The organism is Paraburkholderia sp. J10-1 (assembly GCF_905220165.1).
In the GTDB taxonomy this organism is placed as follows: Bacteria; Pseudomonadota; Gammaproteobacteria; order Burkholderiales; family Burkholderiaceae; genus Paraburkholderia.
The window spans coordinates 158,945-184,128 of record NZ_CAJMYW010000003.1; the positions used below are offsets into that span (position 1 = coordinate 158,945).

General features: G+C 64.6%; 23 protein-coding genes. 13 read left to right on the plus strand and 10 right to left on the minus strand.

The window, feature by feature from the left end; translation table 11 throughout:
• Positions 1-80: 80 nt before the first annotated feature.
• Together U5A65_RS13305 and U5A65_RS13310 are read right to left on the minus strand one after the other, a co-directional pair.
• Positions 81-479 (minus strand): hypothetical protein, encoded by a 399-nt coding sequence (locus U5A65_RS13305; protein ID WP_028205068.1) that lies wholly within the window; start codon positions 477-479, stop codon positions 81-83.
• 312 nt (positions 480-791) lie between these two features.
• On the minus strand, positions 792-1,535 hold the full coding sequence (locus U5A65_RS13310; RefSeq protein ID WP_321946506.1) for a hypothetical protein: 744 nt from the start codon (positions 1,533-1,535) through the stop codon (positions 792-794).
• A gap of 71 nt (positions 1,536-1,606) precedes the next feature.
• Between U5A65_RS13310 and U5A65_RS13315 the strand changes: the two genes are divergently transcribed.
• Positions 1,607-2,662 (plus strand): phytoene/squalene synthase family protein, encoded by a 1,056-nt coding sequence (locus U5A65_RS13315; protein WP_321946507.1) that lies wholly within the window; start codon positions 1,607-1,609, stop codon positions 2,660-2,662.
• 62 nt (positions 2,663-2,724) lie between these two features.
• Here the strand turns inward: U5A65_RS13315 and mmsB are convergent, their stop codons facing one another.
• Together mmsB and U5A65_RS13325 are read right to left on the minus strand one after the other, a co-directional pair.
• The gene (mmsB, locus tag U5A65_RS13320; RefSeq protein ID WP_321946508.1) at positions 2,725-3,615 is read right to left on the minus strand and encodes a 3-hydroxyisobutyrate dehydrogenase; all 891 of its coding nucleotides are present in this window, start codon (positions 3,613-3,615) and stop codon (positions 2,725-2,727) included.
• A gap of 51 nt (positions 3,616-3,666) precedes the next feature.
• Entirely contained in the window at positions 3,667-5,193 is a 1,527-nt protein-coding gene (locus U5A65_RS13325; protein WP_321910847.1) for a CoA-acylating methylmalonate-semialdehyde dehydrogenase, read from the minus strand.
• 333 nt (positions 5,194-5,526) lie between these two features.
• Between U5A65_RS13325 and U5A65_RS13330 the strand changes: the two genes are divergently transcribed.
• Positions 5,527-6,480 carry a LysR family transcriptional regulator gene (locus U5A65_RS13330; protein ID WP_321910845.1) on the plus strand — a complete coding sequence of 318 codons (954 nt, stop codon included), beginning with the start codon at positions 5,527-5,529 and terminating at the stop codon, positions 6,478-6,480.
• A gap of 161 nt (positions 6,481-6,641) precedes the next feature.
• On the opposite strand, the gene U5A65_RS13335 is transcribed toward U5A65_RS13330, so the two are convergent.
• Together U5A65_RS13335 and U5A65_RS13340 are read right to left on the minus strand one after the other, a co-directional pair.
• The gene (locus tag U5A65_RS13335; RefSeq protein ID WP_321910844.1) at positions 6,642-7,037 is read right to left on the minus strand and encodes a BON domain-containing protein; all 396 of its coding nucleotides are present in this window, start codon (positions 7,035-7,037) and stop codon (positions 6,642-6,644) included.
• A gap of 491 nt (positions 7,038-7,528) precedes the next feature.
• Positions 7,529-8,410 (minus strand): LysR substrate-binding domain-containing protein, encoded by an 882-nt coding sequence (locus U5A65_RS13340; protein WP_321946509.1) that lies wholly within the window; start codon positions 8,408-8,410, stop codon positions 7,529-7,531.
• A 106-nt stretch (positions 8,411-8,516) separates the two neighbouring features.
• Between U5A65_RS13340 and U5A65_RS13345 the strand changes: the two genes are divergently transcribed.
• From U5A65_RS13345 to U5A65_RS13375, 7 genes are all read left to right on the plus strand, one after another.
• The gene (locus tag U5A65_RS13345; RefSeq protein WP_321946510.1) at positions 8,517-9,764 is read left to right on the plus strand and encodes an MFS transporter; all 1,248 of its coding nucleotides are present in this window, start codon (positions 8,517-8,519) and stop codon (positions 9,762-9,764) included.
• A gap of 285 nt (positions 9,765-10,049) precedes the next feature.
• Complete coding sequence (locus U5A65_RS13350; RefSeq protein ID WP_321946511.1) at positions 10,050-11,114, plus strand: ABC transporter substrate-binding protein; 1,065 nt, start codon at positions 10,050-10,052, stop codon at positions 11,112-11,114.
• Positions 11,115-11,135: 21 nt separating this feature from the next.
• Positions 11,136-11,996 (plus strand): ABC transporter permease, encoded by an 861-nt coding sequence (locus U5A65_RS13355; RefSeq protein WP_321946512.1) that lies wholly within the window; start codon positions 11,136-11,138, stop codon positions 11,994-11,996.
• 89 nt (positions 11,997-12,085) lie between these two features.
• Positions 12,086-12,862, plus strand: a complete 777-nt coding sequence (locus U5A65_RS13360) for an ABC transporter permease (protein WP_321910883.1) — start codon at positions 12,086-12,088, stop codon at positions 12,860-12,862.
• 38 nt (positions 12,863-12,900) lie between these two features.
• On the plus strand, positions 12,901-13,734 hold the full coding sequence (locus U5A65_RS13365) for an ABC transporter ATP-binding protein (RefSeq protein ID WP_321946513.1): 834 nt from the start codon (positions 12,901-12,903) through the stop codon (positions 13,732-13,734).
• A gap of 343 nt (positions 13,735-14,077) precedes the next feature.
• The gene (locus U5A65_RS13370; RefSeq protein WP_321910835.1) at positions 14,078-14,779 is read left to right on the plus strand and encodes a carbonic anhydrase; all 702 of its coding nucleotides are present in this window, start codon (positions 14,078-14,080) and stop codon (positions 14,777-14,779) included.
• A 558-nt stretch (positions 14,780-15,337) separates the two neighbouring features.
• On the plus strand, positions 15,338-15,514 hold the full coding sequence (locus U5A65_RS13375; RefSeq protein ID WP_321910834.1) for a hypothetical protein: 177 nt from the start codon (positions 15,338-15,340) through the stop codon (positions 15,512-15,514).
• Positions 15,515-15,541: 27 nt separating this feature from the next.
• Here U5A65_RS13375 and U5A65_RS13380 read toward each other — a convergent pair whose 3' ends face one another.
• Positions 15,542-16,567 (minus strand): aldo/keto reductase, encoded by a 1,026-nt coding sequence (locus U5A65_RS13380; protein WP_321910833.1) that lies wholly within the window; start codon positions 16,565-16,567, stop codon positions 15,542-15,544.
• Between the two features lie 286 nt (positions 16,568-16,853).
• On the opposite strand from U5A65_RS13380, the gene U5A65_RS13385 reads away from it, so the two are divergent.
• On the plus strand, positions 16,854-18,281 hold the full coding sequence (locus tag U5A65_RS13385; protein ID WP_321910831.1) for an MFS transporter: 1,428 nt from the start codon (positions 16,854-16,856) through the stop codon (positions 18,279-18,281).
• Between the two features lie 39 nt (positions 18,282-18,320).
• Here the strand turns inward: U5A65_RS13385 and U5A65_RS13390 are convergent, their stop codons facing one another.
• Entirely contained in the window at positions 18,321-19,343 is a 1,023-nt protein-coding gene (locus U5A65_RS13390) for a VTT domain-containing protein (RefSeq protein ID WP_321946514.1), read from the minus strand.
• Between the two features lie 229 nt (positions 19,344-19,572).
• Here U5A65_RS13390 and U5A65_RS13395 point away from each other — a divergent pair, with 229 nt between their 5' ends.
• From U5A65_RS13395 to U5A65_RS13405, 3 genes are all read left to right on the plus strand, one after another.
• Complete coding sequence (locus U5A65_RS13395) at positions 19,573-20,391, plus strand: helix-turn-helix transcriptional regulator (protein ID WP_321910829.1); 819 nt, start codon at positions 19,573-19,575, stop codon at positions 20,389-20,391.
• A 156-nt stretch (positions 20,392-20,547) separates the two neighbouring features.
• A complete protein-coding gene (locus U5A65_RS13400) occupies positions 20,548-22,251 on the plus strand; it encodes an FAD-dependent oxidoreductase (protein ID WP_321946515.1) in 1,704 nt (567 codons plus the stop codon).
• 34 nt (positions 22,252-22,285) lie between these two features.
• Positions 22,286-22,477 (plus strand): hypothetical protein, encoded by a 192-nt coding sequence (locus tag U5A65_RS13405; RefSeq protein ID WP_321946516.1) that lies wholly within the window; start codon positions 22,286-22,288, stop codon positions 22,475-22,477.
• 18 nt (positions 22,478-22,495) lie between these two features.
• Here the strand turns inward: U5A65_RS13405 and U5A65_RS13410 are convergent, their stop codons facing one another.
• Together U5A65_RS13410 and ggt are read right to left on the minus strand one after the other, a co-directional pair.
• Positions 22,496-23,038: a helix-turn-helix transcriptional regulator gene (locus U5A65_RS13410; RefSeq protein ID WP_321910825.1), complete on the minus strand. Its 543-nt coding sequence runs from the start codon at positions 23,036-23,038 to the stop codon at positions 22,496-22,498.
• 367 nt (positions 23,039-23,405) lie between these two features.
• A complete protein-coding gene (gene ggt / locus U5A65_RS13415; RefSeq protein ID WP_321910823.1) occupies positions 23,406-25,136 on the minus strand; it encodes a gamma-glutamyltransferase in 1,731 nt (576 codons plus the stop codon).
• Positions 25,137-25,184 lie beyond the last annotated feature (48 nt).

Here is a 25,184-nt window from a genome sequence, read left to right on the forward strand (position 1 = left end):
GACCGGCGCGAGACGCGCGCGGCCGGCATCCACGGATGCAGGGTGTACAACGAGTGCGGCAAACCGGGCCTGCGCCGCGCCTATTGCATGCTCGCGCGGCCAGGCAGGCGCATCTTCGCGAGCCCCGTTGCGAGCGAGAGCACCTCGGTCATGTGCACGGCTTGCGCAGGCTGCAGACGGAACGACAGTTCGGCGCCCCCGGGCAAGCGAAAGCTCACGACGAGATGCTGCACGTCGCCCGACTCGCGGCCGACCTCCCAGGCCTCGCAAGGCATGGTGAATTTCACGCTCGCGGTTTTGTGGCGAATGCGCTCGGAGCGGCCAATCGCGTTGGAAAGTGCGGCGAGCAGTTCATGCATCACCGAGCAATGCAATGCGACGCTGTCCGGCTGATTGCCGTTCACCATCAGGTACTGGCCGTCCGCAGTCAGCTCGAAATCGCGCAGGGAATGAATGGCAAGAGCCGGGGACGAGGGCATGAGCGACGCTCCGTTTCGAAAGCATCGGCGGAGTCTAGTGCGTTGGGCGCGGCATGCGCGTTACCTTGTGATTACAGGAATTACTTTCATCAATATTGCATGGGCCTCGTTGAGTTCGTTTCGCGCGCACCCATTTCCGCGCGAGGCCAACCCCCTTCGTGCGTATAGCGGCTTTCAATCTGCTCTCGACTGCACGACGCCGCGGTTATCTTGAAAAATTTTTGGTAACCGTAGCGATTACGTTCGCTTTCGATAGGCAAACAGGCGTTTTACCGCGCGCAGCGTGGCCCGCTTCGCGACGACCGCATGCCGTCACTTATCAAAATAATCCTGAAACGCTGCAAAGCTCGCATGCACCGCGAGCGCCTGTAAGGGAAAGCAAGACAACAAATTGGCAAATGTGCTAACTCGGTCGACGCGCTCGAGCAGCATCGCGGCCGCGTCGTTGCGCACGCCGCCGTGACGGTCGAGAAATTGGCCCCAAAGCGAAAGTGCACGCAGGCGCGCCACAGGCTGCGCGCTCGCCACATAGGCCGCGGGAAAGAGCCGCCGGTAGGCAGGCACGTTGTAGAGCCAGGACGTGCCATGAATGAGCACATCACCCGGCGCGCAACCGCTTTCGCCGAGATGGCTGCGCAGGTGCCCAATTAACGCCCGCAACTCAACGTACCGTGCGGCGCGTTGCCGGGAATCGAGCGGCGACATGCCGTTATCCGTTTGAGCGTTGAAGTGCAAACGCACTCCGCCGTGCGGTTCACGCGCGTACGAGAAGCAGCCAACCGTCGCGACGACCGCGGGCGCCGCCTGATGCGTCGGGCAGCGCTGCAAATAGCGCCACGTCCACTCGCACTGCTCGCTCACGCTTGCGCACTCATCGAGGCCATACACGTAAGCTGCCCAAAGGGGATGCGTGCGATCGAAAGCCCGCCCCGCGCCAAAGCGCACGTAAAGGTTCGTGCAGTCGAGCAACGCCGCCGCGAGCGGCATACCGGCGAGGCGCGCCGCCGTGCGCGCGAAGCGCACCTGGAGGTCATAAAACGCGCGTTCGGGGCTCATCGGGCCTTGTCTCCTTCGTCCACGATACAATGCGGCTGCGTCCGATCCGTCCCTTGCTGCCCCTATCCGACATGCAGAATTCTACCCGGGCCTTCCTGTTGGGCCCGTTGCTCAAAGGCGTTTCCCGTTCGTTCTACCTCACGATGCGCGTGCTGCCCGCCGGCATGCGCGACCCCGTGGGCGAAGCCTATCTGCTCGCGCGCGCCGCCGACACCATCGCCGATACCGCGCTGATTCCGCCTGAGCGGCGGCTCGCCCTGCTGCTCGCGCTGCGCGAACGCGTGAACGGCGCGACGAACGATGACACCCTGCTCGCCGATCTCGCGGGCGAAGTGGCGGGCCAGCAAACGCAATCGGACGAGAAGCTGCTGCTCGAATCGCTGGGCGGCGCGCTCGACGTGCTCGCGCAACTCGACGACGCCGATCGCCGGGCCGTGCGCGAGATCGTCACGACGCTCACCGAAGGCATGGAATTCGATCTGCGCACGTTCCCCGACGAGCGCTCGGGCCAGGTGGCCGCGCTGAACACGTGGGACGAACTCGATCGCTACACGTATCTCGTGGCAGGCTGCGTGGGCGAGTTCTGGACGAAGATGACGTACATGCACTTGCCGGGCACCCTCGCGCCCTCGCTGGAACCCACCATGTACGCGCGCGGCATTCGCTTCGGCAAGGCCTTGCAGATGGTGAACGTGCTGCGCGACTGCGGCAAGGATCTGCGCATCGGCCGCTGCTATCTGCCCGCTTCGATGCTGGCCCAGGCCGGGCTCACCGCGCAGGACCTGCTCAAGCCCGGCGCCTCGGCGCACGCGCGGCCGATCATGCTCGAACTCGTGCGCATCGCGCTCGACCATTTTCGCGCGGCCATCGACTATACGTTCGCGCTGCCGCGCCTTTCGGTGCGCCTGCGGCTCGCGTGCCTGTGGCCCATTCTCATCGGCCTCGAAACGCTCGAGCGCCTCGTCGACAACGACGACTGGCTCGATCCCGCGAAGACCTCGAAGGTCACGCGCAACGACGTCTATCGCATTCTCGCCTGCTCCACCGCGCTCGCGCCTTCGAATGCGCTGCTCGGCGTCTGGTTCAAGCGGCTCTTTGCGCGTGTCGAAGCGCGTATCAAGCGCTGACGATACGGGCGTAAAAAAGGCGCGCTTCGCAGCGCGCCTTTCGCGACTCGAAACGACGTGACTCAGCCTTTGTCGGCGCGATACAGCTTGATGATCGCCGAGAAGTCGAGCTTGCCGTCGCCGTGGCTGCTCATGGCCTGATAGAGCTGCTGCGCGAGCGCACCCATATACGCGGGTTGATGCACGCCTTTTGCGGCGTCGGTGGCCAGACCCAGGTCCTTGAGCATGAGGTCCGTGCCGAAACCGCCCGTGTAGCCGCGCGAGGAAGGCGCCGTCTCGATCACGCCCGGGTACGGGTTGTACGTGTCCGAACTCCAGCAGCGGCCCGTGGACGTGTTCATGATCCCGCCTAGCACTTTCGGGTCGATGCCGAGCGCCTCGCCGAGCGCCATCGCTTCGGCCACGCCGGCCATCGTGATGCCGAGCACGAGGTTGTTGCAGATCTTTGCCACCTGCCCCGTGCCGGTCTCGCCGCAATGGACAATGTTCTTGCCCATGCCCGAAAGCACCGGCTTCACGCTCTCATAGTGCTCGGCGCTGCCGCCCACCATGAAGGTCAGCGTGCCTGCGGCCGCACCGCCCGTGCCGCCCGAGACTGGCGCATCGACAAACGCGTTCCCCTGCGCGGCGGCGAGCTTCGCGAACTCCTTGACGCTCGCCGGATCGATCGTGCTCGAATCGATGATCGTCACGCCCTTCGCGATACCCGCCAGCACACCGTCTTCCGCCGTGAGCACGCTGCGCACGTGCGCCGCCGCGGGCAGCATCGTGATGACGCACTCCGCGCCGCTTGCCGCTGCCATCGCCGATGCGGCCTTCTGCGCGCCAGCTTCGGCGAGCGTTTGCATCGCGCTCGCACTCAGGTCGAACACGGCTACCGCATGCCCCGCCTTGAGCAGGTTGAGCGCCATCGGCGCGCCCATGTGGCCCAGCCCGACAAATCCGATTTTCATGAGCCTGTCTCCGTTATTGTTCAGTACTCCGTGTTGATGCCGGGCGGCGTATCAGCGCAGGCTGATCGTCGTGTTCACGCCGTCGCTCACGGTCGCGTCGTCGAACCAGCGTGCGGTGACCGTCTTGGTCTGCGTGTAGAACTGCACGACCTGCTTGCCATACGGGCCCAGGTCGCCGAGCTTCGAGCCGCGCGAGCCCGTGAAGCTGAAATACGGCACCGGCACCGGAATCGGAATATTGATGCCCACCTGGCCAATGTCGATCTCGCTCTGGAACTTGCGCGCCGCCGCGCCGCTTTGCGTGAACAGGCCCACGCCGTTGCCGAACGGATTCGCGTTGACGATGGCGATCGCTTCGTCGAGCGTCTTCGCCGTGAGCACTACGAGCACGGGCCCGAAAATCTCGTTCGTGTAGATGTCCATGTCGGTCTTCACGTTCGTGAACACCGTGGGCCCGACGAAGTTGCCGCTCTCGTAGCCCGGCACCTTCACGTCGCGGCCGTCCAGTGCGAGCGTCGCGCCCTGCTTCACGCCCGCGTCGATCAGCCCGAGAATGCGCGTTTTCGCGGCGCGCGACACGACCGGCCCGACGTCGGTCTTGGGCTCATGGCCCGCGTTGACCTTGAGGGTCTTCGCCTTTTCCACCAGTTCGTCCACCCATTGCTGCGCCGCGCCCACGAACACGGCCACCGAGGTCGCCATGCAGCGCTGGCCCGCCGCGCCGAACGCCGCGCCGACCAGTGCATTGAGCGCCTGCTCGCGATTCGCATCGGGCAGCACGACAGCGTGATTCTTCGCGCCCATCATCGACTGCACGCGCTTGCCGTGCTCGCTGCCCAGACGATAGACGTGCGTGCCCACGGCCGTCGAGCCGACGAACGAAATCGCCTTCACGAGTTCGTGCGTGCAGATCGCATCGACGACTTCCTTGCCGCCGTGCACGACGTTGAGCACGCCCTTCGGAATGCCCGCTTCGATCGCGAGTTCGACGAGCTGCATGGTCGAAAGCGGGTCCTGCTCCGAAGGCTTGAGCACGAACGTATTGCCGCAAACGATCGCCATCGGGAACATCCATAGCGGAATCATCGCGGGGAAGTTGAAGGGCGTGATGCCGGCGCATACGCCTAGCGGCTGCTGCAACGTGTAGGTGTCCACGCCACCCGCCACGTTCTCGGCGAAACCACCTTGCTGCAGCGTGCCGATCGAGCACGCGTGCTCGACCACTTCGAGGCCGCGGAAAATATCGCCCTCGGCGTCGGGCAGCGTCTTGCCCTGTTCGGCGGTGAGCGTTTGCGCGATGCGCGGCATGTGCTCGCGAATCAGCGCCTGCAGTTTGAGCATGATGCGCAAACGCGTGCCGACCGGCGTGGTCTTCCACGTGGCGAACGCGGCATGCGCGGCCTTCACGGCCTGGTCCACTTCCTCGACGGTCGCGAACGGCACGCGCGCCAGCACTTCCTGCGTGGCCGGATTGACGATATCGCGCCATTCAGTCGTTTTCGATTCGACGAATTCGCCGTCGATGAGCAGCTTGACGGTCGAAACGTGCGCGTTGGATGCCTGGGTCACTGCGTTCATCGTGAACTCTCCCTGTTGGATTCGAACGGGCCGGCCGTGGCCGGATATAGCGGAATATGCGGAGTACGCGAAACCTTCAGCCGCAGCACGCGCGCAAGGACGCAGCGCAAACGCATGCGGTCATGTCGAGCGTGCCGGGAACGGAGCCGGGCGAAGTCAAGGAGAGTCCTGCTGAACACGGGCGCGCCTGCGGCGAGCGCGTGGGGAACGACTGCGTTTGCATCGTCTGTCTCCGTCTTTGTTGTCGTGCGACCGCGTCTGTTTCAGTCGCCTTCTGCAGCGAGTATAGTTATTCGAATATCCACGGCATAGAGACGAAAAAGCCCATCCGATATGCAAAAAAACACAACGACCGGCATGGAGACATTGAACTGGGACGATCTGCGCTACTTCCTGGAAGTCGCACGCACGCAGCGCGCGAGCGGTGCCGCGAAGCGCCTGGGCGTCGACCACACCACGGTCGCGCGCCGCGTGCGTGAGCTGGAGGCGGCGCTAGGCACGGTTCTATTCGATAAATCGCGCTCGGGCGGCTTCGTGCTGACGGCCGAAGGCCAGCGCCTGCTGGCCTATGCGGATGCCGTGGAAACCACGGTGCAATCGGCCAGCGAGCAGTTCGCGCTTGGCGCGCAGTCGCTTTCGGGCCATGTTCGCGTGGGCTCGACGGAAGGTTTCGGTTGCTTCTTTCTTGCGCCGCAGCTGGCGCGCTTTACGGGCCAGCATCCCGACATGTCGATCGACCTGTTGCCGGTGCCGCATTTCGTGAGCCTTTCGAAGCGTGAGGCCGACCTCGCGATCATGCTGGAGCGCCCCGAGCGTGGACAGTATGTGTACACGAAGCTGTGCGACTACCGGTTGCGCCTGTACGGCACGCCCGCCTATCTCGAGCGCCACCCGCGCGTTCGCACAGCCGCCGACCTGCGCAATCATGCCTTCATCAGCTATGTCGCCGATCTGGCGTTCAGCCATGAACTGCTGTACCTCGAACGAACGGCGCCTAACGTGACCGCCAACCTGTGCAGCACCAGCGTGATTGCGCAATACCATGCTGCGCTGCAGGGCAGCGCGCTCGCCATCCTGCCTTGCTTCATGGCCGAGCCCGACCCGCGCCTCGTGCCAATCCTGCCCGACGAAGTCGTGGTGACGCGGCGCTTCTGGCTGTGCAGCCGCGAGGACCTGCGCAAGCTGCGGCGCATCACGTCGCTCTGGGACTATCTGCGCGCGGCCGCCGACGCCAATCGCCCTCTGCTGATGGGCGAATCGCCGGAAATGCATTACGTCGATGCCTGAGCGCGGCTCGCACTACAGTCTCGACAGGCAATAAAAAAACCGCACATGCAGTCCGCGAAAGGGACTGCATGTGTGGCCTTCAGGAAGCAGCTTAATGCATCCGCTCCGGCGTCGCCGTCCGCGCCTCCACGCGCGATCGGCACACGCCGGCTAGCCGATGCTCAGGTCCCAACCGGGCGGATCGTCAGCGCGTTACGCACCGACGTCACGCCTTCCACGCCCTTGGCGACATCGCCGGCGCGCTGGATTTGCGACGACTCGGGTACGGTGCCTTGCAGAATGACGGCGCCGTCTTTCGCACGCACGGTGATGTTGGAGACGCTGATGTTCCGGTCACGCGCGAGGGCCGCACGGACCTTGCGGCCGAGCGCACGGTTCGCTGCGCGTGCCTGACGCAGTGCTGCCTTCGATTGATTGACGTTGTGCTGGGCAGCGGCCGTCGGACCGCTGGCGGGGGCCGCTGCGGCAGGCGCCGAAGCGTCCTGCGCATAGACCTGGAACGAGGCCGCCACGAGCGCCGTGGCTGCGGCCAGCTTGAACATCTGAATAGCCTTCATGCAGTTTCTCCTGTTGTCAGTCTTATTGCAGGCCCAGGAATGGGCCGTTAACTACACCATTGACTACAAAACATTCGCGCGCCGAACGGCGATGGGAAGTAACAATACCGCAACTATTTCATTCTTGACACGAAGCGTGCCCAATCTGTGATTCCACGCCACACTTTCCTGTTGCTTTCCACAGACGAATACGTTGACTGTCCAAATAGTGAAGCCACTACACAACAATGCAATTGAAATGGCTTCACCCGCCCGCTTTACGATCCATTACCGCCGCTTCATTGCCGCTTCATTGCCGCTTTAAACGCCGCTGCAATGCCTTCAGCCGTGATCCGCTTTGGTGCATGCGATATGAATACAATCGCTAATCGCGTATTCCAGAGCGGGATTGAGCCGCTTTAATCAAACAGCAACGCACATCACACAAGCGGCGTTGACAATCCGGACAGCGGTTAACCCGAATACCCATTGCGCAATACAAGGGGCCGACATCATTTGGCCAATTGCGCCTTTATCCATCGATAGAACTGCTGGATCGCCGCCTCGCGCGGATGCCCTTCGCGCCATGTGAAGTAATAGTCGAGTGAGGCTGGAATGCGAACCTGTCCCAACTGCACCAGTTCGCCGCGCTCGATAAAGCCACGCGCGAGTTGCAGGCGCGCCGTGGCCGCCCCTTGCCCGGCCACGGTGGCCTGCAGCAGCAGGCCCGCGTCGTCGAAGACCGGTCCGCGCTCCGGTTCGTCGCCGGCCACGCCCGCGGCCTCGAAGAAGTCGCGCCACGAGCGGCGCGAAAAACGCAGGAGCGGCATGCTCGCGAGATCTTCGATGCGAAAGCCGGGGTGGCGCGCGAGCAAGGCCGGACTGCATACCGCAACGACCTGGTCGTCCAGCAACTTGCGGATCTGGAAACCGGGTTCGTCCACCCGCCGATGCCAGATGCCGACGTCGAAGGGAAACGGGTCGGGCGGCGTAACGTCGGCATGCATGCGCAGCGAGAGGTCGACCATGGGATGGCGGTCGTAAAAGTCGCCCAGGCGCGGAATCAGCCAGACGGAGGCGAAGTCGGACATCACGCTCAACTCGAGGCGCGTCACGCCGCTCACGCCGGGGCGCGTGGCGTCGAGCGCGTCGCGCAGGTCGTCGAGACTGCGGCGCACGCGCTCCGCCAGCTGCGCGCCCGCGGCCGTCGGGATCATGCGGCTGCCCGCGCGGCGGAACAGCTCGACGCCCAGTTCCGTTTCGAGCGCGCGCAGGTGATGGCTCACGGCGCTGTGCGTCAAATGCAATTCTTCCGCTGCGCGGCTGAAACTGCGCCGCCGCGCGGCGGCTTCAAGGGCGCGCAGCGCCTGCAATGGTGGGAGAGATCGGGCCATGACGTCAAATTCTACTCACAATGCCGTCTGAAATTTCTCGCTGGCCTCGCGTACGTCAATCGCCAATAATCGACAGCCAGGCATTCAATCCGCTTTCGCCCCAAACATGACCTCACTCAGACTGCGCGTATTCGCCGTATTCGCGCTCGGCTATTTCATTTCATACCTGTTTCGCGGCGTGAATCTCGGCTTCGCGCCGTTTCTTTCGCGTGAGATGGGCTTCACGGCGACCGATCTCGGCACGCTCACGAGCCTCTATTTCCTCGGCTTCGCCGGCGCGCAGATCCCCGGCGGCGTGCTGCTCGACCATTACGGCCCGCGACGCGTGACCGCGTGCGTCATGCTCGTGGCCGCGGCGGGCGCGCTAATCTTCGGCGTCTCGCACAACATGGCCGCGATGATGGTGGGCCGGTTGCTGATCGGCGTGGGCGTGTCGGTGTGCCTCGGCGGCGCGTTCAAGGCCACGGCGCAGCACTTCCCCGTCGCGCAGCTCACGCTCGTGAACGGCCTCGTCATGGCTGTGGGGGGACTAGGCGGCGTGGCTGTGGGCGCGCCGCTCTCGTGGCTGCTCTCGATCGCGCCGTGGCGCGCGGTCAGTCTCGGCCTCTCGGCGCTCACGGTGCTCGTGGCCGCCATCATCTGGATGGGCGGGCCGCGCACGCGCGACACCCACCATCAGGCAAGCGTGCTCGAACAGTTCAAGGGCACCGCGCACATCCTGCGCAGCCATGCGTTCTGGAAGACGGCGACGTTCTCGTCGCTGACCCAGGCCGTGTTCTACGCCATGCAGTCGCTGTGGGTCGGCGCATTCCTGCGCGACGTCGTGCCGGCCGGCACCGCCGATGCCGGTGCACGCGCGGCTTCGCTCGTTTCCGTGCTGGGCGGCGCATTCATTGTCGGCAACATCGGCTTTGGCGCGCTCGCACGCAGCTTCGAGCGGCGCGGCGTAAGCGTGCAGCTCTTTTCCGGCGTCACGATGCTCGCTTTCGTGCTCGTGCAGGCCTTGCTCGCAGCGCGTGTGCCGCTGCCCGCATCCTTGCTTTGGGCCGCCTACGGCGCGTTCGGCGGCACCGGCATCCTCACTTACGCGGTGCTCGCCGAATATTTTCCGCCGCGCCTGATTGGCCGCGTGAACACCACTTTCACGCTCGTCATCTTCATCGGCATCTTCATCCTGCAGATCGCGATCGGCGCCGCGCTCGCACACTGGCCGGCACTCGACGGCCACTACCCGGCGGTCGCGCATCAGACCGTGTGGGCGGTCCTCGTCGTGCTGCAAGTGCTCTGCGCCGTGTGGTATTTCATGCCGTCGCGGCGCGCCGCCGCGCCGCGCCACGCAGTCGAAACGCAATAAGGCGCGCTATCGCGCAAAGCCGCATTGCATGCTATGCGGCTTTGCGTTTCTGCTCACATCGATAGCACGATTTCTTCCTTCGGCACGGCCGGCGCGCCACTATCATGAAGGCGCCCTGCCGTTCGCTTTCCCCATCACATGCAGCGCTTCTGTCGAGAAATGCAAATCTCGATTCATTGGTTGTCCTGATCGGCACGCACGGAAAAGAATGACCCAACGGCAACGACGGCGACGCAAGCTCGCCAGTCTGCGCACCCCGTTTCGTCACCCAGATCCGACCTGCCCATGCGTTCATATCGTGTTCTGCAGTACCTGCTTTGCGCAGCGCTCTCGTTCGTCTCCCTGCATGCCGCAGCCGAAAAGCCCACCGTGATCCGTATCGGCGTCGCCCAGCAAGGCTCGGGCGATCCGCCTACCTTCGGCGGTTCGACCGCGGCCACCGCGCGCAGCCAGCAGTTGCTCGAAAAGGAGTTCGCCGCCGACGGCATCAAGGTCGAGTGGCTTTTCTTCAAGGGCGCGGGCCCGGCTGTGAATGAGGCCATTGCCAACAATGCGCTCGACTTCGCGTATCAAGGCGACTTGCCCTCGGTGCTCGCGCGCGCCAACGGTCTCAAGACCCGCATCCTGCTGGAATCGGGCGTGCGCTCCGGCGTGAAGGTGGGCGTGCCGGCCGATTCGGATATCAAATCGATCAAGGACCTCAAGGACCGGCGGGTCGCCATTTTTCGCGGTACGAACCTGCAACTCGTGGCCGACAACGCACTCGCCGAGAACCAGCTCGACGAACACGCGCTGCACGTGATCAACCTGGATACTGCAAGCTCGCTCGCCGCGCTCGCATCGAAAGGCATCGACGCCTCGGTGAGCGATTACACGCTTTACCGGCTGCGCGATCAGGGGCTTGCCCGCATCGTCTACGAATCGCAGCATGACGGGCCGCAGTTGACGCGCCAGGCGCATTTGCTCGTGCTCGACAACTTCGAGAAGGCGCACCCCGATATCGTGCAGCGTGTAGTCAACGTCTTCGTGCAAGCGGCGCAATGGTCGTCCGACGAGGCAAACCGCGACGCGCTCTTCAAGCTGTGGGCAAAGAGCGGCGTGAGCTACACGTCCTGGCAAGCCGAATTCGGCGAACAGCCTCTGAAATACCGCAATTCGCCGCTGATCGATCCGTTCATCGTGGCCCGCTACAAGGCCGTTGCGCAGGACGCGCTGCGCCTGAAGCTGATTCGCCAGCCCGTGGACGTCGATTCGTGGTTCGAGCCGCGCTATCTCGACAACGCGCTGCGCACGCAAAAGCTCGAACACTACTGGACCCGCTACGACGCCGCCGGCAAGCCGCTTGGCTGAGCGCACGAGAGGAGCCGCATCATGACGGAAACCGCGATCACGATTGCCAGCGACACGCCGCGTGCGGCACCGCTTATCGACACGGCAACGACACACACACGCTGGCGCGCCGCGCTGCGCGCGGGCGCGTGGCATCTCGCGCCCTGGCTGCTGCCCGCGCTGCTCTTCCTGCTGTGGAGCGTGGGCAGCGCGCATGGCTGGATCGCGCCGCAAATCCTGCCTGCACCGCAGCGTGTTTATGAAACGTTCGTCGATCTCGCCCAGAGCGGGGAGCTTGCACGCAATACGCTGATCAGCCTGCAACGCGTACTGCTGGGCTTCGCCGGCGGGACCGTGCTTGGCTTGCTGATCGGCGGCGCGCTCGGGCTCTCCCGCACGCTCGAAGCCTGGGTGCTGCCGAGCTTCAACGCGATCGTGCAGATTCCGGTGCTCGGCTGGCTGCCGTTCTTGTTGCTGCTCGTCGGCGTGGGCGAACCGCTCAAGTATCTGCTCATCGCTCACGCGGCGCTCGTGCCGGTCACGCTCAGCACCATACAGGGCTTTCGGCAGACACCGGCGGCACTGGACGAAGTCGCGCGCGTATTCGGCTACACACGCTGGCAACGCATCGTGAGGCTCGTGCTGCCCGCGGCGGTGCCCGCGCTCGCCACCGGCGTGCGCCTCGCCTTCACCAAGGCGTGGCTCGCGCTCGTCGTAGTCGAGCTCGTGGCGTCTTCAGAAGGGCTCGGCTATCTGATCGTGTATGGGCGGCAGCTCTTTCAGCTCGATCTCGTGATGGCTTCCGTGGTTGTGGTGGGCGCGGTCGGCCTCGTCATCAACCGGCTGCTCGATGCGCTCGAGCGGCGTTTGCGGCGCGGTACGCCATCGGCGTTTCGCGCTTGATGGCAGCCAATCACCCCAGAGGAACGTTCGCCATGAAATTATCGCTCGCACGCAAATCCGTGCGCCCCGCTTGCGCCTGCGAAGCAACCATGGAGACCAAACCGCGACGAACTCTCGATCTACGCGGAGCAGCCCTGCCCCTCGTCGCCATTGCGCTGTGGTGGGCCTTGAGCGCCTCGCATCTCGTGAAAAGCGGCCTGCTAGTGAGTCCCGCCGATGTGGTTCGCACCGCTCACGAACAGATCGAGAGCGGCGCGTTGGCCCGAGCGCTTTCAGCATCGCTCGCACGCGAAGCCTGCGGCTTCGCGATCGGCGCCACGGCGGGCCTTCTGCTGGGCGGCGCGCTGGGGCTCTCGCGCATCGCCGCGCGCGTCGTGGGGCCGAGCTTCGACACGTTCAAGCAGATCTCGCTGTTCGCGTGGATTCCGCTCATTTCCGTGTGGTTCGGGCTCGGCGACGCCGCCAAGGTCGTCTTTCTTTCGCTGGCGGCGTTGCTCCCCGTTGCCGCCCACACGTGCGACGGCATTCACGCCGTTCCGCGCCAATACGTCGAACTCGCGCAGGCGCTGCGCTATTCGCGTCTGCAGCTTGTCCGCCACGTCCTGTTGCCGGCCGCACTGCCCTCGATTTTCACGGGCCTCTATCTCGCGCTCATCTATTCGTGGCTCGCCACGCTCGGCGCGGAGTATCTGCTCGTTGCCGGCAGCGGCATCGGCAATCTGCTGATCGACGGCAGCGAACAATTCCGCATGGACCTCGTGCTGTTCGGCATCATCGTCGTGGGTGCGATTGGCTGGGCGCTCAATGCGCTCGCACGCCGCGTGGAGCGAACGGTGCTGGCACGGTTGCATATCACCGCCCAATGATTCGCATTGCAAATCAAATGAACCTGAGAGAAAACCCGATGAGCACCATTGAACCCGAGGGACTCGACATTCTGCACGTGAGCAAGCGTTACGGCGCAGGCGAGTCCGCGCTCGCCGTGCTCGACGATGTGACGCTGCATGTGCGTCCCGGTGAATTCGTGAGCGTGCTCGGCGCGAGCGGATGCGGCAAATCCACGCTGCTGCGGCTCATCGCCGGCCTCGACGCGGGCTATAGCGGCGCAATCATGATGCGCGGCGAGCGCGTAGGCGACACGTCGCTCGAGCGCGGCATCGTGTTCCAGGATCATCGGCTGTTTCCGTGGCTCACCGCCGAACAAAACATTCTGGCGGCGCTGCGCAATGCCCCGCTTTCGGCGCGCAAGAAGCACGAGGCCGTGGCTGAGCACATCGCACTCGTGGGCCTCAAGGGTTTCGAGCGGGCGTATCCGCATCAACTCTCGGGTGGCATGGCGCAGCGCGTAGCGATCGCGCGCGGCCTGGTCAATCGTCCGCGCGTGCTGCTGCTCGACGAACCGTTCGGCGCGCTCGACGCCCTCACGCGCAGCCGCCTGCAAAACGAATTGCTGCGCATCTGGGAAAGCGAACGCATCACGATGATCCTCGTCACCCACGATGTGGACGAGGCGATCTACCTCGGTGACCGCGTCGTGACGATGGCGCCGCGCCCCGGCCGCATCCGTCGCATCGTCGACGTGGCATTGCCGCGCCCGCGCGAGCGCGCCGATCCGCGCTTCGTGCGGCTGCGCGACGAAATCCTCGCAGACTTCTCCGATGGAACGACACCGCCCGGCGACACGTTGCTGGTCGACGCCCCTGCCCATTCTTCAGGTCAATGGCGCATGGCATGGTGAACGCGCCGACCGACTGGTCGGTCGCGTTCCCTCTCTCGTCTTGATCCCGACACTCCCGGCGACACCCCCGATGGGCCAATTGCGCGCGGCGTGAGAAAATCTCGTTTCGAACGGAAACGCACGCCGCGCAGGCGCCCCACTCGGCAAGCCAACTTTCCCGCACTTAGCTGTCTTTTCGGCCGGTTTATCGACATATCCCGCCGGTTCGACACCTCGATACCGGGAAGGCGGCTGTCTCGCGCAGCGTGACGCGAAGTTTTCCGATCCGCCAAGGGTCGGCTCAGCGTAAACTCCCGCTGTTGCCATTCGATAGTGTCGATTCATGATAAAGAGAGAAACATCCATGCCAGACAACACCCACTCGCACGACGATCACTCCGATTCGTGCGGCTGCGATCTGTTACACCTGCTCGACGGCGTGGACGAATTCACTCATCACGTTTTCCCGGGCAACAAGGAGCTGTTCCACAGCCTCGCCCATAGCCAGGCGCCGCACACGCTGTTCATCACCTGCGCCGACTCGCGCGTTTCGCCGGAAATGATCACGCAGGCCAAGCCCGGTGATCTGTTCGTTTGCCGCAACATCGGCAATATCGTGCCGGCCTATGGCGAAATGCTCGGCGGCGTGTCGGCCGTCGTGGAATTTGCGGTGCTCGCGCTCAACGTGAAGCAGATCGTGCTGTGCGGCCATACCGACTGCGGCGCGATGAAGGGCCTCGCCTCGGGCGCGGAAGCCACGGCCAACATGCCCACGGTGCAGGCATGGCTGCGCAACGCGGAAGCCGCACGCAGCGTGGTGAAGACGCGCGGTCTGGACGACGACCACATCGTCCAGGCGCTCGTCGAAGAAAACGTCCGCCTGCAACTCACGCACCTTCGCACGCACCCCGCGGTGGCGGCGCGCGTGGCCCAGGGCCAGCTCGAACTGCAGGGCTGGGTCTATGACATCGGCCACGGCAAGGTCACCGTGCTGGACGAAGCACATGGCAAGTTCCTGTCGCTCGCCGAGGCGCGCTCGCGCCTGCGCAAGCGCGTCGAGGAATAATGGCCGGGCGCTGACGCGCCCAAGCTTCACGCCCGCTCTCAGGCTGGCGCCGGGGCGGCGGTTCTCGCCGCCCCATTCATTCCCCTTATCCATTCCGCATGAACTGAAGTGCGCCCACCAAGCATTTCGGATCTTGTCCGGCAACTATCTCAATCTACGCAATAATTCTTTTCGAATTAGGGGTTTACCCTAGGCCGAAACGCGACTACACTGGCGCCCGTACTACATGCGGCGCCCTGCCGCACAAGAAGAAGAATTCCGGAGGTTGGTCGCTTATGCAGCACGTTGCCCCGCCGTCGCATCACCTGTCTCATCCCGGCTTCAATCGCACTACCGGCGCATTGCGTCGTCCCACGCTTCGCTAGTTCAGCGCGCGTGTCCTGCCGTCGCGCACGCGCCCAGGCAGGCGAACTTTCAAGGCCCACTCCGCGTCATCGCCGTTTCATACCGCTGCTTACATCGCGGTACACGGCGCGCGCCTTTGCGCGTATGGACGCCCGGTAATGGGCTTCGCACCCGTCACGGGCCGAGCGCCCGGTTACCGAAGGAGAAGCATCCGTGGAGTCCGCGCAGAACTGTCAGTCGAAAGTCGAAGTCAAGCTGTTCCTGCACCCCGAAGACCATTACCGCGCAATGGCCGCCGCGAAGACACTCAATCTCGCGGAACGCGAGTTCTTCGCCCTGGCGCTGCATCTGGGCGCGACCCAGATCCTGCGCCAGGCCGAAGCGGCTTGAGGCAACCTCGCTCAGCGAAGACTCTCGTCAAACCGGCGACGGATTGCGCTCGGCGAACCCCTCCTGGTGCCAGTAGGGATAAACAGGGCGCACGGCGCTCGCGGCGTCGAGCTTCGCGACCTGTTCGGGCGTGAGATTCCAGCCGACCGCACCGAGGTTCTGGCGCAACTGCGCCTCGTCGCGCGCGCCGATCAGCACCGTCGCGACCGTCGGGCGCTGCAGCAGCCAGTTCAATGCAATCTGCGGCACGGTCTTGCCGGTTTCCTTCGCGATCTCGTCGATGGCGTCGAGCACGCGAAAGAGGTATTCGTCCGGCACCGGCGGACCCTGCTCCGCCGTTTTATGCAGACGGCTCTTCTCCGGCAGCGGCTGGCCGCGCCGGATCTTGCCCGTCAAACGCCCCCAGCCCAGCGGGCTCCACACCACGGCGCCCACGCCCTGATCGAGCCCGAGCGGCATCAATTCCCACTCGTAGTCGCGGCCGATCAGCGAGTAGTACGTCTGGTTCGCGACGTACCGCGGGTAGCCGTAGCGATCGGCCACCGCCAGCGATTTCATCAGGTGCCAGCCCGAGAAGTTCGACACGCCCGTATAGAGAATCTTGCCCGCGCGCACGAGTTCATCGAGCGTGGACAGCACTTCCTCGGCCGGTGTGCGCGCATCGAAACCATGCAACTGGAACAGGTCGATATGGTCGGTCTGCAGACGTTTGAGCGCCGCGTCAACCGCGCGCTTCAGGTGAAAGCGCGACGAGCCCACGTTATTGGGTTCGTCGTCGAAGCGGAAGGTCGCCTTGGTCGAGATGATCGCCTTGTCGCGGCGCCCCTTGAGCGCTTCGCCGAGCACCGACTCCGACGCGCCGCTCGAATAGATATCCGCGGTATCGAACATCGTCACGCCGGCGTCGAGGCAAATGTCGATGAGCTTTCGCGCTTCGGCAACGTCGGTTGCGCCCCAGGCCTCGAAGAACTCGCCTTTGCCGCCGAACGTGCCGGTGCCGAAACTCAGCACCGGCACCTTCATTCCAGACGCACCCAGAAAACGGTATTCCATTTCCGATCCTCCATTGATCAAGGGAGTTGACGATGAGATGCCGACAGCGCACGAGTCTACGCGCTTCGATTTGGGCTTGCCGCGAAGGTCTCACAGGGCCGCCGCCCGCCGCGCGGCTGTACAGATGCTTTTGCGTATTGGAAACTGTCGCCTTTCGCTACGGGCTTTTGGCTTCACGATCCGGTCCGCACGATTCCGATCGGCACGAGTCGCCACAATTCGCCCGCAGACCGCACAGGACCCGCACCACGATGACGTTGATTCCCCTCTCCTGCGCGGAGGCGCAATGACCGCTCCCGCGCAACGTTCTTCCGGCGTCGGCTGGCTGCCGTACCTCGTCGCCGCCACGTTCTTCATGGAGTATCTGGACACGACCGTCATCGCCACGGCGCTGCCGCAGATGGCGCGCTCGTTCGGCATCGGTCCGAATAGCCTGAGCCTCGGCGTGACCGCCTATATGCTCGCGCTCGCCATCTTCATTCCGGCCAGCGGCTGGGTGGCGGACCGCTGCGGCGCGCGCACCGTGTTCTTCGGCGCCGTGGTCACGTTCACGGTCGCGTCCGTGCTGTGCGGGATCTCGCAGAACGTCGACGAGTTCGTGGCCGCGCGCATTCTGCAAGGCATCGGCGGCGCGATGATGGTGCCGGTCGGGCGCATGGTCGTCGTGCGCAGCACCGAGAAAAGCAAGCTCATGCAGGCGATCTCGACGATCACCTGGCCCGCCATCGCCGCACCCGTGGTGGGACCGCCGATCGGCGGCTTCATTACGACCTACGCGTCGTGGCGCTGGATCTTTCTGCTGAACGTGCCGTTCGGCATTGCCGTGCTCGCGGCCATCGCCGCGATCGTGCCGAACCTGCGCGGCGAGCAGCGCCGGCCGCTCGATGTTACGGGCCTCGTGCTGAGCGGGGCGTCGCTGACCGCCATTCTCTACGGCGCGGAACTCGCGAGTCAGGTTGGCCAGAATCCGTGGCGCGCGGTGGCGATCGTTGCGGCGGGCGTCGCGATCGGCGTCGTCGCGTTCGTGCATGCGAAGCGTCATCCGCATCCGCTCGTCGATGTTTCCACGCTGAAGGTCCCGACGTTTTCCGTCACGATCGTGACCGGCTCGATCACGCGTATCGGCATCGGCGCGGCGCCTTATCTGATGCCGCTGATGTTCCAGATCGGCTTCGGTCTCTCCGCGTTCAAGTCCGGCCTGCTGCTGCTCGCGAGCGCGCTCGGCAATCTCGGCATGAAGGCGCTCACCACGCGCATTCTGGAACGCTGGGGCTTCCGGCTCGTTTCGGTTGTGGACGTGAGCGTGGCGGGCGTCTCGTTGATCGCGTGCGGCCTGCTCACGCCCGGCACGCCGCTCGCCATCGTGCTGATCGTCGTGTTCGTGTACGGCGTGACGCGCTCGATGCAGTTTTCCACCCTCGCAACGCTCGCCTACGCCGATGTCGCGCAGCCGCAGATGAGCGCGGCCAGCACGCTCTGGAGCGCGGCGGCGCAGATGACCATTGGCCTTGGCATTGCATTCGGCGCGCTCGCGCTGCGGGTGGCCGCGCACGTCAACGGCGAAACGACCGGCCATGTGTTCACGCTCGACGACTTCCGGCTCGCCTTTCTCGGCGCCGGCGTGCTCACGCTGATTTCGGTGTGGGGGTACGCGCAGATGGCGCGCGACGCGGGACAGAACGTGGGCGGCGGCTCGCGCAGGCAGCGCGCCTAGGGAGCACCGCGCGCCGGGCGGCGCGCGGCGGAACGACCGTTATTTGGAAAGGCTTGCCCGCACGGTGTATTCCGGTTCCTCGCCCGCTTCGAGTTCATCGGCATGTTCATGCGCGGCGTGGAACTCGTTGGACAGCGGCTCGACCGGATAACCGTGGCGCTCCCAGGCGTCGAGGCCGCCCCTGAGCGCGCGCGCATGGTAGATGTGCTTGTTGCGCAACTGATCGACGATGCGCTTGGCCGTCGCTTCGTTCGGGCACACGCAGTACACGACGATCGGACGCCCGAGCAACTCGGGCGACAGTTCTTCGCTCGATTCGAGATTCAGCGGCCGCGCGCCTGGAATCCGGTAGGCCTCTTTCTCGCGCACGGTTTGCGGGCGCGCGTCGAGCACGATGGGCGGCGCGCTCGACTTCATCATCTCGTCGAGCTGATCGGGCGAAATACGATGCGTGGCAAGCCAGTGGCGGAACTGCATGCGCCGCAGCCAGCGCCAGCCAAGGAACAGCACGCCCGCCGCGGCGAGCACGTCGAAGATTGTCATGCCGTTCGCACGCACGAACGCCGCGAAACGCACGATTTCGGCATGCAGCGCCGCGCCGCCGAGCAACCAGGTGCCCGCCCACAACGCCGCGCCAACCGTGTCCCAAAGCAGGAAGACATGCACGGCCACCGTTGTCGTACCGAGCAGCGGCGCGGAAATCAGGCCGAGCCCCGGTACGAACTTCGCCACCGCGAGAATGGGCGCGCCGTAGCGCTCGAATACATTGCGCGCGATGCGGATGGTGGTGTCCAGCGACAGCGAAAAGCGCACGAGCCCATTGAGCAGACGCCGCCCACGCTTGCGGCCCGCGGCGAACCACAGCGAATCGGCCAGCAGCGTCGCGATTACGGCCGCCAGCAACAGGCTTGTGTAGGATGTCTCGCCGCCCGCTGCCATCGTGCCCGCGAGAATCAGCACCGGCGCGGCCGGCACGGGCACGCCCAGTTGCGTGACGAGTACGCTGAGAAAGACCGCTCCGGCGCCGAAATCGGGTGGAATCGCGGTGGGGAGCGTCAACATTTGGAGATAACCTGCGCGCAGGGATGTTCAGGTAAGGAAACATGACGCGAATATCGCGCCGGCCGAGGGTGGAGATTACCCCAACGTGCCGTTCCCTGCTTACGTTGACGCAAAGCTTACGAGGGCGCCCCGCAGGCCGATCCGGCCCCGCTGCAGGCGCTTTCGCGCTAGTGCGAAACGATGCTAATCTCGTAAAAGTCGCCTTTTTAGCCGTTTTCCGTTAAGAAACATGCGTTACTGGCATCTCGATCGACCGAGGCAGGCAGGTCAATTCGACCTCTCGCGCGTCACCAGCCTCGTTTCGGCTATCGGCCGCGACGACGCCAACGCGCTCGCCGCCGAAGTGCTGAACATGCTCGGCCCGGCGACGTCGGTCACGCAATGCACGGTGTTCGCGTACGAATTCGGCAACCGCCCGCGCACGGTTTCCGTGGCCGATCATCGCGGCGGGCGCTTCCTGCGCGACGTCGCCGACACTTACGCGCGCCTCTTCTACGCGCTCGACGGCAATCAGCAGATCGTCAACGGCGGTTCGGCCGACAAGCCGGGCTCGTCGCTCGTGCTGCACTGGCAAAGCAGCGCCGATATCGCGCACGACGGTTACCGCACCGCGTGCTACGCCACGCCCAACGTGTCCGACCGGCTCTCGCTGCTGCTGCAGCCGGCCGCCGATATCTGGCTTTCCGTGAACCTGTACCGCGAAAGCGACGCCGGGAATTTTCAGCCGGCCGAAGTCGAACTGGTCGAATCGCTCGCGCCGCTGATCGGCGAGTCGGCGCGGCATCACTACACGATTCGCGGCCAGAGCCAGCTCGGCATTCCTCAGATGATGCTTGCGCGCCTGCGCGGGCTCTGCCCCACGCTGTCCAAACGCGAACTCGACGCCCTGCGCGGCGTGCTCGAAGGACGCAGCGCCGTTGAAATCGCCGAATGCATGGGCGTGAAGCCCAGCAGCGTCGTGACTTATCAGAAACGCGCGTACCAGCGGCTGGGGATTTCGAGCCAGCGCCAGCTCTTTGCGCTATGTCTGGCGACGGATCAGAGCTAGTTCACCGCCGCAAACCCTCGTCTCCTGCCGTAAGCCTCCTGTACCCAAATTGAGGACAGCGGGCCGCGCCTCGCGCTCCATACTGCCTTCATCGCCAGCGCCTCCGCTCGGGGCAAGCCGGCAAGCACAAGACTTACGTATGGAGACGCATTCCCCATGAGCGCCGAATTCAAACCTTATCCGTTCGAGGCGAAGCAGTACGCCGCGCGCCTGCCCGTACTCGAAGGCGGCCGTGAAGCCCAGCGCCACGCCGTGACGATCGTCGGCGGCGGCCCGGTAGGCCTCGCCATCGCGCTCGGTCTCGCGAAGCACGGCGTGCACTCGGTGCTGATCGAAGCCGACGAGTCGGTCTGCTACGGCAGCCGCGCGATCTGCATCTCGCGCCGCAGCCTCGAAATCATCGAACGCCTTGGCGCGCTCGACGGTTTCCTCGCCAAAGGCCTGCCGTGGACGGGTGGGCGCAGCTTCTATCGCAACGACGAAGTGCTGCACTTCACGATGCCGCAGGACGAAAACCAGAAGCTGCCGCCGATGGTCAACCTCGCGCAGTACCACATCGAGCAGTTTCTGCTCGATGCTGCCGAACAGCACGCCGACCTGATCGACATTCGCTGGCAAACGAGAGTCACGGCCCTGCAGGAAGACGCGCACGGCGCCACGCTCTCGCTCTCCTCGCCCGCAGGCGACTACACCGCGCAGACCGACTGGCTCATCGCCGCGGACGGCGGCCGCAGCACGGTGCGCGAAGCGCTCGGCCTGAAGCTCCAGGGCACGAGCTACGAGGGTCGCTATGTGATCGTCGACATCCTGCTCGACAGCGCGCGGCCTACGGAGCGCCTCGCGTATTTCGATCCGGCCTCGAATCCCGGCTCGACCGTGCTCGTCCACAAGCAGCCCGACAACGTGTGGCGCATCGACTATCAGCTGCGCGACGGCGAGGACGCCGACGAGGCAATCAAACCCGAAAACGTCATGCCGCGCGTGCAGAGCCTGCTCGACATGATGGGCGAGAAGGCGTCGTGGTCGCCGGTCTGGATCACGATCTACAAGGCCAACGCACTCACGCTCGAGCGCTATCGCCACGGCCGCGTGCTGTTCGCGGGCGACGCGGCGCACCTCGTGCCGATCTTCGGCGTGCGCGGCGCGAACTCGGGCATCGACGACGCCGACAATCTGGCGTGGAAACTCGCCTATGTCGTGAAGGGGCTCGCGAGCGACGCGTTGCTCGACAGCTACTCCGACGAGCGCGTCTACGCCGCGCACGAAAACTTGAGCTACGGCACGAAGAGCACGGAATTCATGGCGCCGCCGTCGTTCGCCTTCGATCTGATGCGCACCGCCGTGCTGAGCCTCGCGCGCGAGCACGCCGCCGTGCGCTCGCTGATCAATCCGCGCCAGACTTCGGCCATCGCCTACACGGCCTCGCCGCTCAATGCGGCCTCCGACGCCTTCGCAAACGGTCCCGCGCCGGGCACGGTGCTGCCCGAATGCCCGCTCACGATCGTCGATCAGGCAGGCGCGCGCGCAGGCCACGTGACCGACTTGATCGCGCCGTGCTTCACGGCGTTCTACTTCAGCGAGGATGGCGCAACGCCCGCCCCGATCGCCGCGCTCGAAACGACGCTGGCCGCACGCGCGCTGCCGTTCGCGCTGGTACCGCTCGCGCAGCGCCAGAGTGCCGATACGCCATGCCGCAGCGGCTGGGACCACACGGGACGCCTGTTCCCGATGTACGGCGCGCAGCCCGGCACGCTCTACCTCGTGCGCCCGGACGGCCACGTGCTCGGCCGCTGGCACGGCGACGCCGGCACGGTCGCCGCGCAAGCGCTCGCCGCCCTCGACCATGCGCTGTGCGCCTGAGCGCTGGCGCAATCAAGTACAGATGGAGATAGCCATGACCGACAGCGAACTCGACACCGTCTACACGCACTTGTGCAAGACCGTGACCAATCTGGGCGAAGCCAACGGCTCGCTCTTTCTCGCGCGCTTTGCGCTGCTCGCGATCGAGCGGATCGGCAACGCGCAAACCTGCGTCGGCTTGATCGATGCGGCGGGTGAGAACGTTTCGGCGGCCCCGCCGAAATAAAGGAAAACGCAGCGCGCCTTAGCGCTGCGCCGACTGCACGAGGCGCGCGAGGCGCGAGCGGTTGGTGACGCCGAGCTTCTGAAACGAACGATCGAGATGCGTGCGCACGGTCGTATAAGAAATGCCTAGCCGCTCGGCGATCTCCTTGTCGAGCAGGCCTTCCACCACGAGCGCGACCACGTCGCGCTCGCGCCGCGTCAAGCGGCTGATCGCTTCGTTATCTGCGGCGGATGTCTCGCCTTGCGTCGGCTGAGCGTGCGCCGCCTGCGCGCGCGAGCGCGCCAGTGCAGCGATGAAGGCCGGACGCAACAGATCGAACAGCACCCGTTCCCGATCGGAAAAAGGCTCGCTCCGCTTGCCGCGCCGAACGCGCAGATGATCGAGATTCTCTTCGCCCGACCAGATGAACAGATCCGCGCTCGCATGCAGGCCATCGGCGCGCAGCAGTTCGAGCAGACGCCGCCCCACCTCGAGGCGCAACGCGCCCTCCGGCAGGATATGGTCGGCCAGCAGCTTGAAGACATCGGCGATCAACGCGAGTTCGCGGCTCGTCAGGTCCATGCTCAGGTACAACGAGAAGTGGGCGCGCGCCTCACTTGCATGGCGGCGCAAACGTCAGAACCAAACGAACCTCGCCTGACGAATTCAATATGCGGTCTGACTGTGAAGCTGTACAGCCGTGTAGCTGTGGAACGGAAGTGCCGAAAAGAAAATGGGGCGGCAAACGCCGCCCCAAGAAAAACACACGCCGGCAAAGGGCTGTCTTCCGCCGGAGGTTGCATAGTACGCGATGAATAACCGCGCGGCATCCCCAAATTTGAGGACAAACGCTCACGTCATGCAAACTTTTGCCACCCCATGCCAGGTTGCCGATGCGAAATGGTTAGCTTTCATGCGCGGCGCATGGTTTCGCATCGGCATCGCGGTTTTACTGGATCAAGCGCGACACGCCGCGGCCGCGCGGATCGGAAACCGCGTCGGGCGTATCGCCGTTGATACGGATCGCCTGAATGTCGCCATTGAAGCTCTGGCCCTTCAGCACGTAGCCCTTCGCCTCGACCTGCTTGGCGAGTTCACCGTCGATGGGCTGGTACGGCTCCCAGAAAATCGTGTTGGGCGGCAGCAACTGGTGGTGGAAGCGCATCGCCGCCACCGCGTCCTTCAACGGCATGTCGAAGTCGTAGTTGTTGTTGATCACCTGGAAGATCGACGTGAAGATGCGCGAACCGCCCGGCGTGCCGATCACGAGCGCCACCTTGCCGTCCTTCGTGAGAATGGTCGGCGTCATCGACGACAGCGGACGCTTCTTCGGCTGGATCGCGTTCGCGTCGCTGCCCACCACGCCGAACATGTTCGGCACGCCCGGCTTGGATGCGAAATCGTCCATCTCGTCGTTGAGCACGATGCCGGCGCCCGGCACGACCACGCCTGAGCCGAAGTAGCCGTTGATCGTGTACGTGTTCGAGACGGCATTGCCCCACTTGTCGACCACCGAGAAGTGCGTCGTTTCCGCCTTTTCCGGCATCGAGGTGCCGAGGCCCGGCTGCACGCTCTTGGTGTCGGAAGGCTTGTCCGGATCGACTTCGGCGGCGCGCTTCGCGAGGTACGCGTCGTCGGTGAGCTGCGCGACCGGCACCTTGTAGAAGTCGGGGTCGCCGAGATATTGCGCGCGATCCGCGAACACGCGTTTCTCGATCTCCGAGATCAGGTGGATGTACTGCGGCGAATTGAGCGGCACGTCCTTGAACTGCGGCGCGAGCATCGCCTTCATCTTGAGCAGCTGCACGAGGCCCACGCCACCCGAACTCGGAGGCGGCGCGGTGATGATTTCATAGCCGTTCCACTTCGCCTCGACCGGCTGACGCCACACGGCCTTGTACTCCTGCAGATCGCGCTTCGTGATGAGGCCATGACCCTTCATCGAGGCGGCGATCAAGTCGGCGGTCTTGCCGTCGTAGAAGTCCTTCGCGCCCTGGTTCGCAATGCGCGTGAGCACATTGGCGAGATCGGGCTGCTTGAACGTCACGCCCTCCTTCAGGTCGCCGAAGTATTCGTCGAAGTTGGTCTTGCCGGCAAAGTCCTTCTCTGCGGCCTCGCGGCGCTTGGCAAGCTGCTCATCGACGACAAAACCGTCGCGGGCGTACTTGATTGCGGGCGCGAGCACCTGCTTCCACGGCAGCTTGCCGAAGCGCTTCTGCGCTTCCCACATGCCCTCCACGGTGCCCGGCACGCCCACGGCGTCGTAGCCATACAGACTCTTGCCCTCGATCACGTTGCCCTTGTCGTCGAGGTACATCGTGCGCGTGGCGGCGAGCGGCGCGCGCTCGCGATAGTCGAGGAAGTACGGTTTACCGTTCACGTAGAGCGTCATGAACCCGCCGCCGCCGATGTTGCCGGCTTCCGGGTACGTCACGGCGAGCGAAAAGGCGATGGCGACCGCCGCGTCGACGGCGTTGCCGCCCTCCTTGAAGATCTGCTCGGCGGCGTCGGCCGCGTACTTGTCGGCAACGGCCACCGCCGCTGCGTTGAGGACCGCAGGGCGTTGCGCCGTGTCCTTCGCAAAGGCCGGTGTGGCTTCGAGGAAGCCCGTGGACAAAGCGGATAGCGAAAGCAGTGCGAGAGTGGCAGCGGAAATTTTCGTTTTTTCAACCAGCTTCATTGAGTGCACCCCATGATTCGGTTTGTAGGGCCTACCGGATACCTGCCT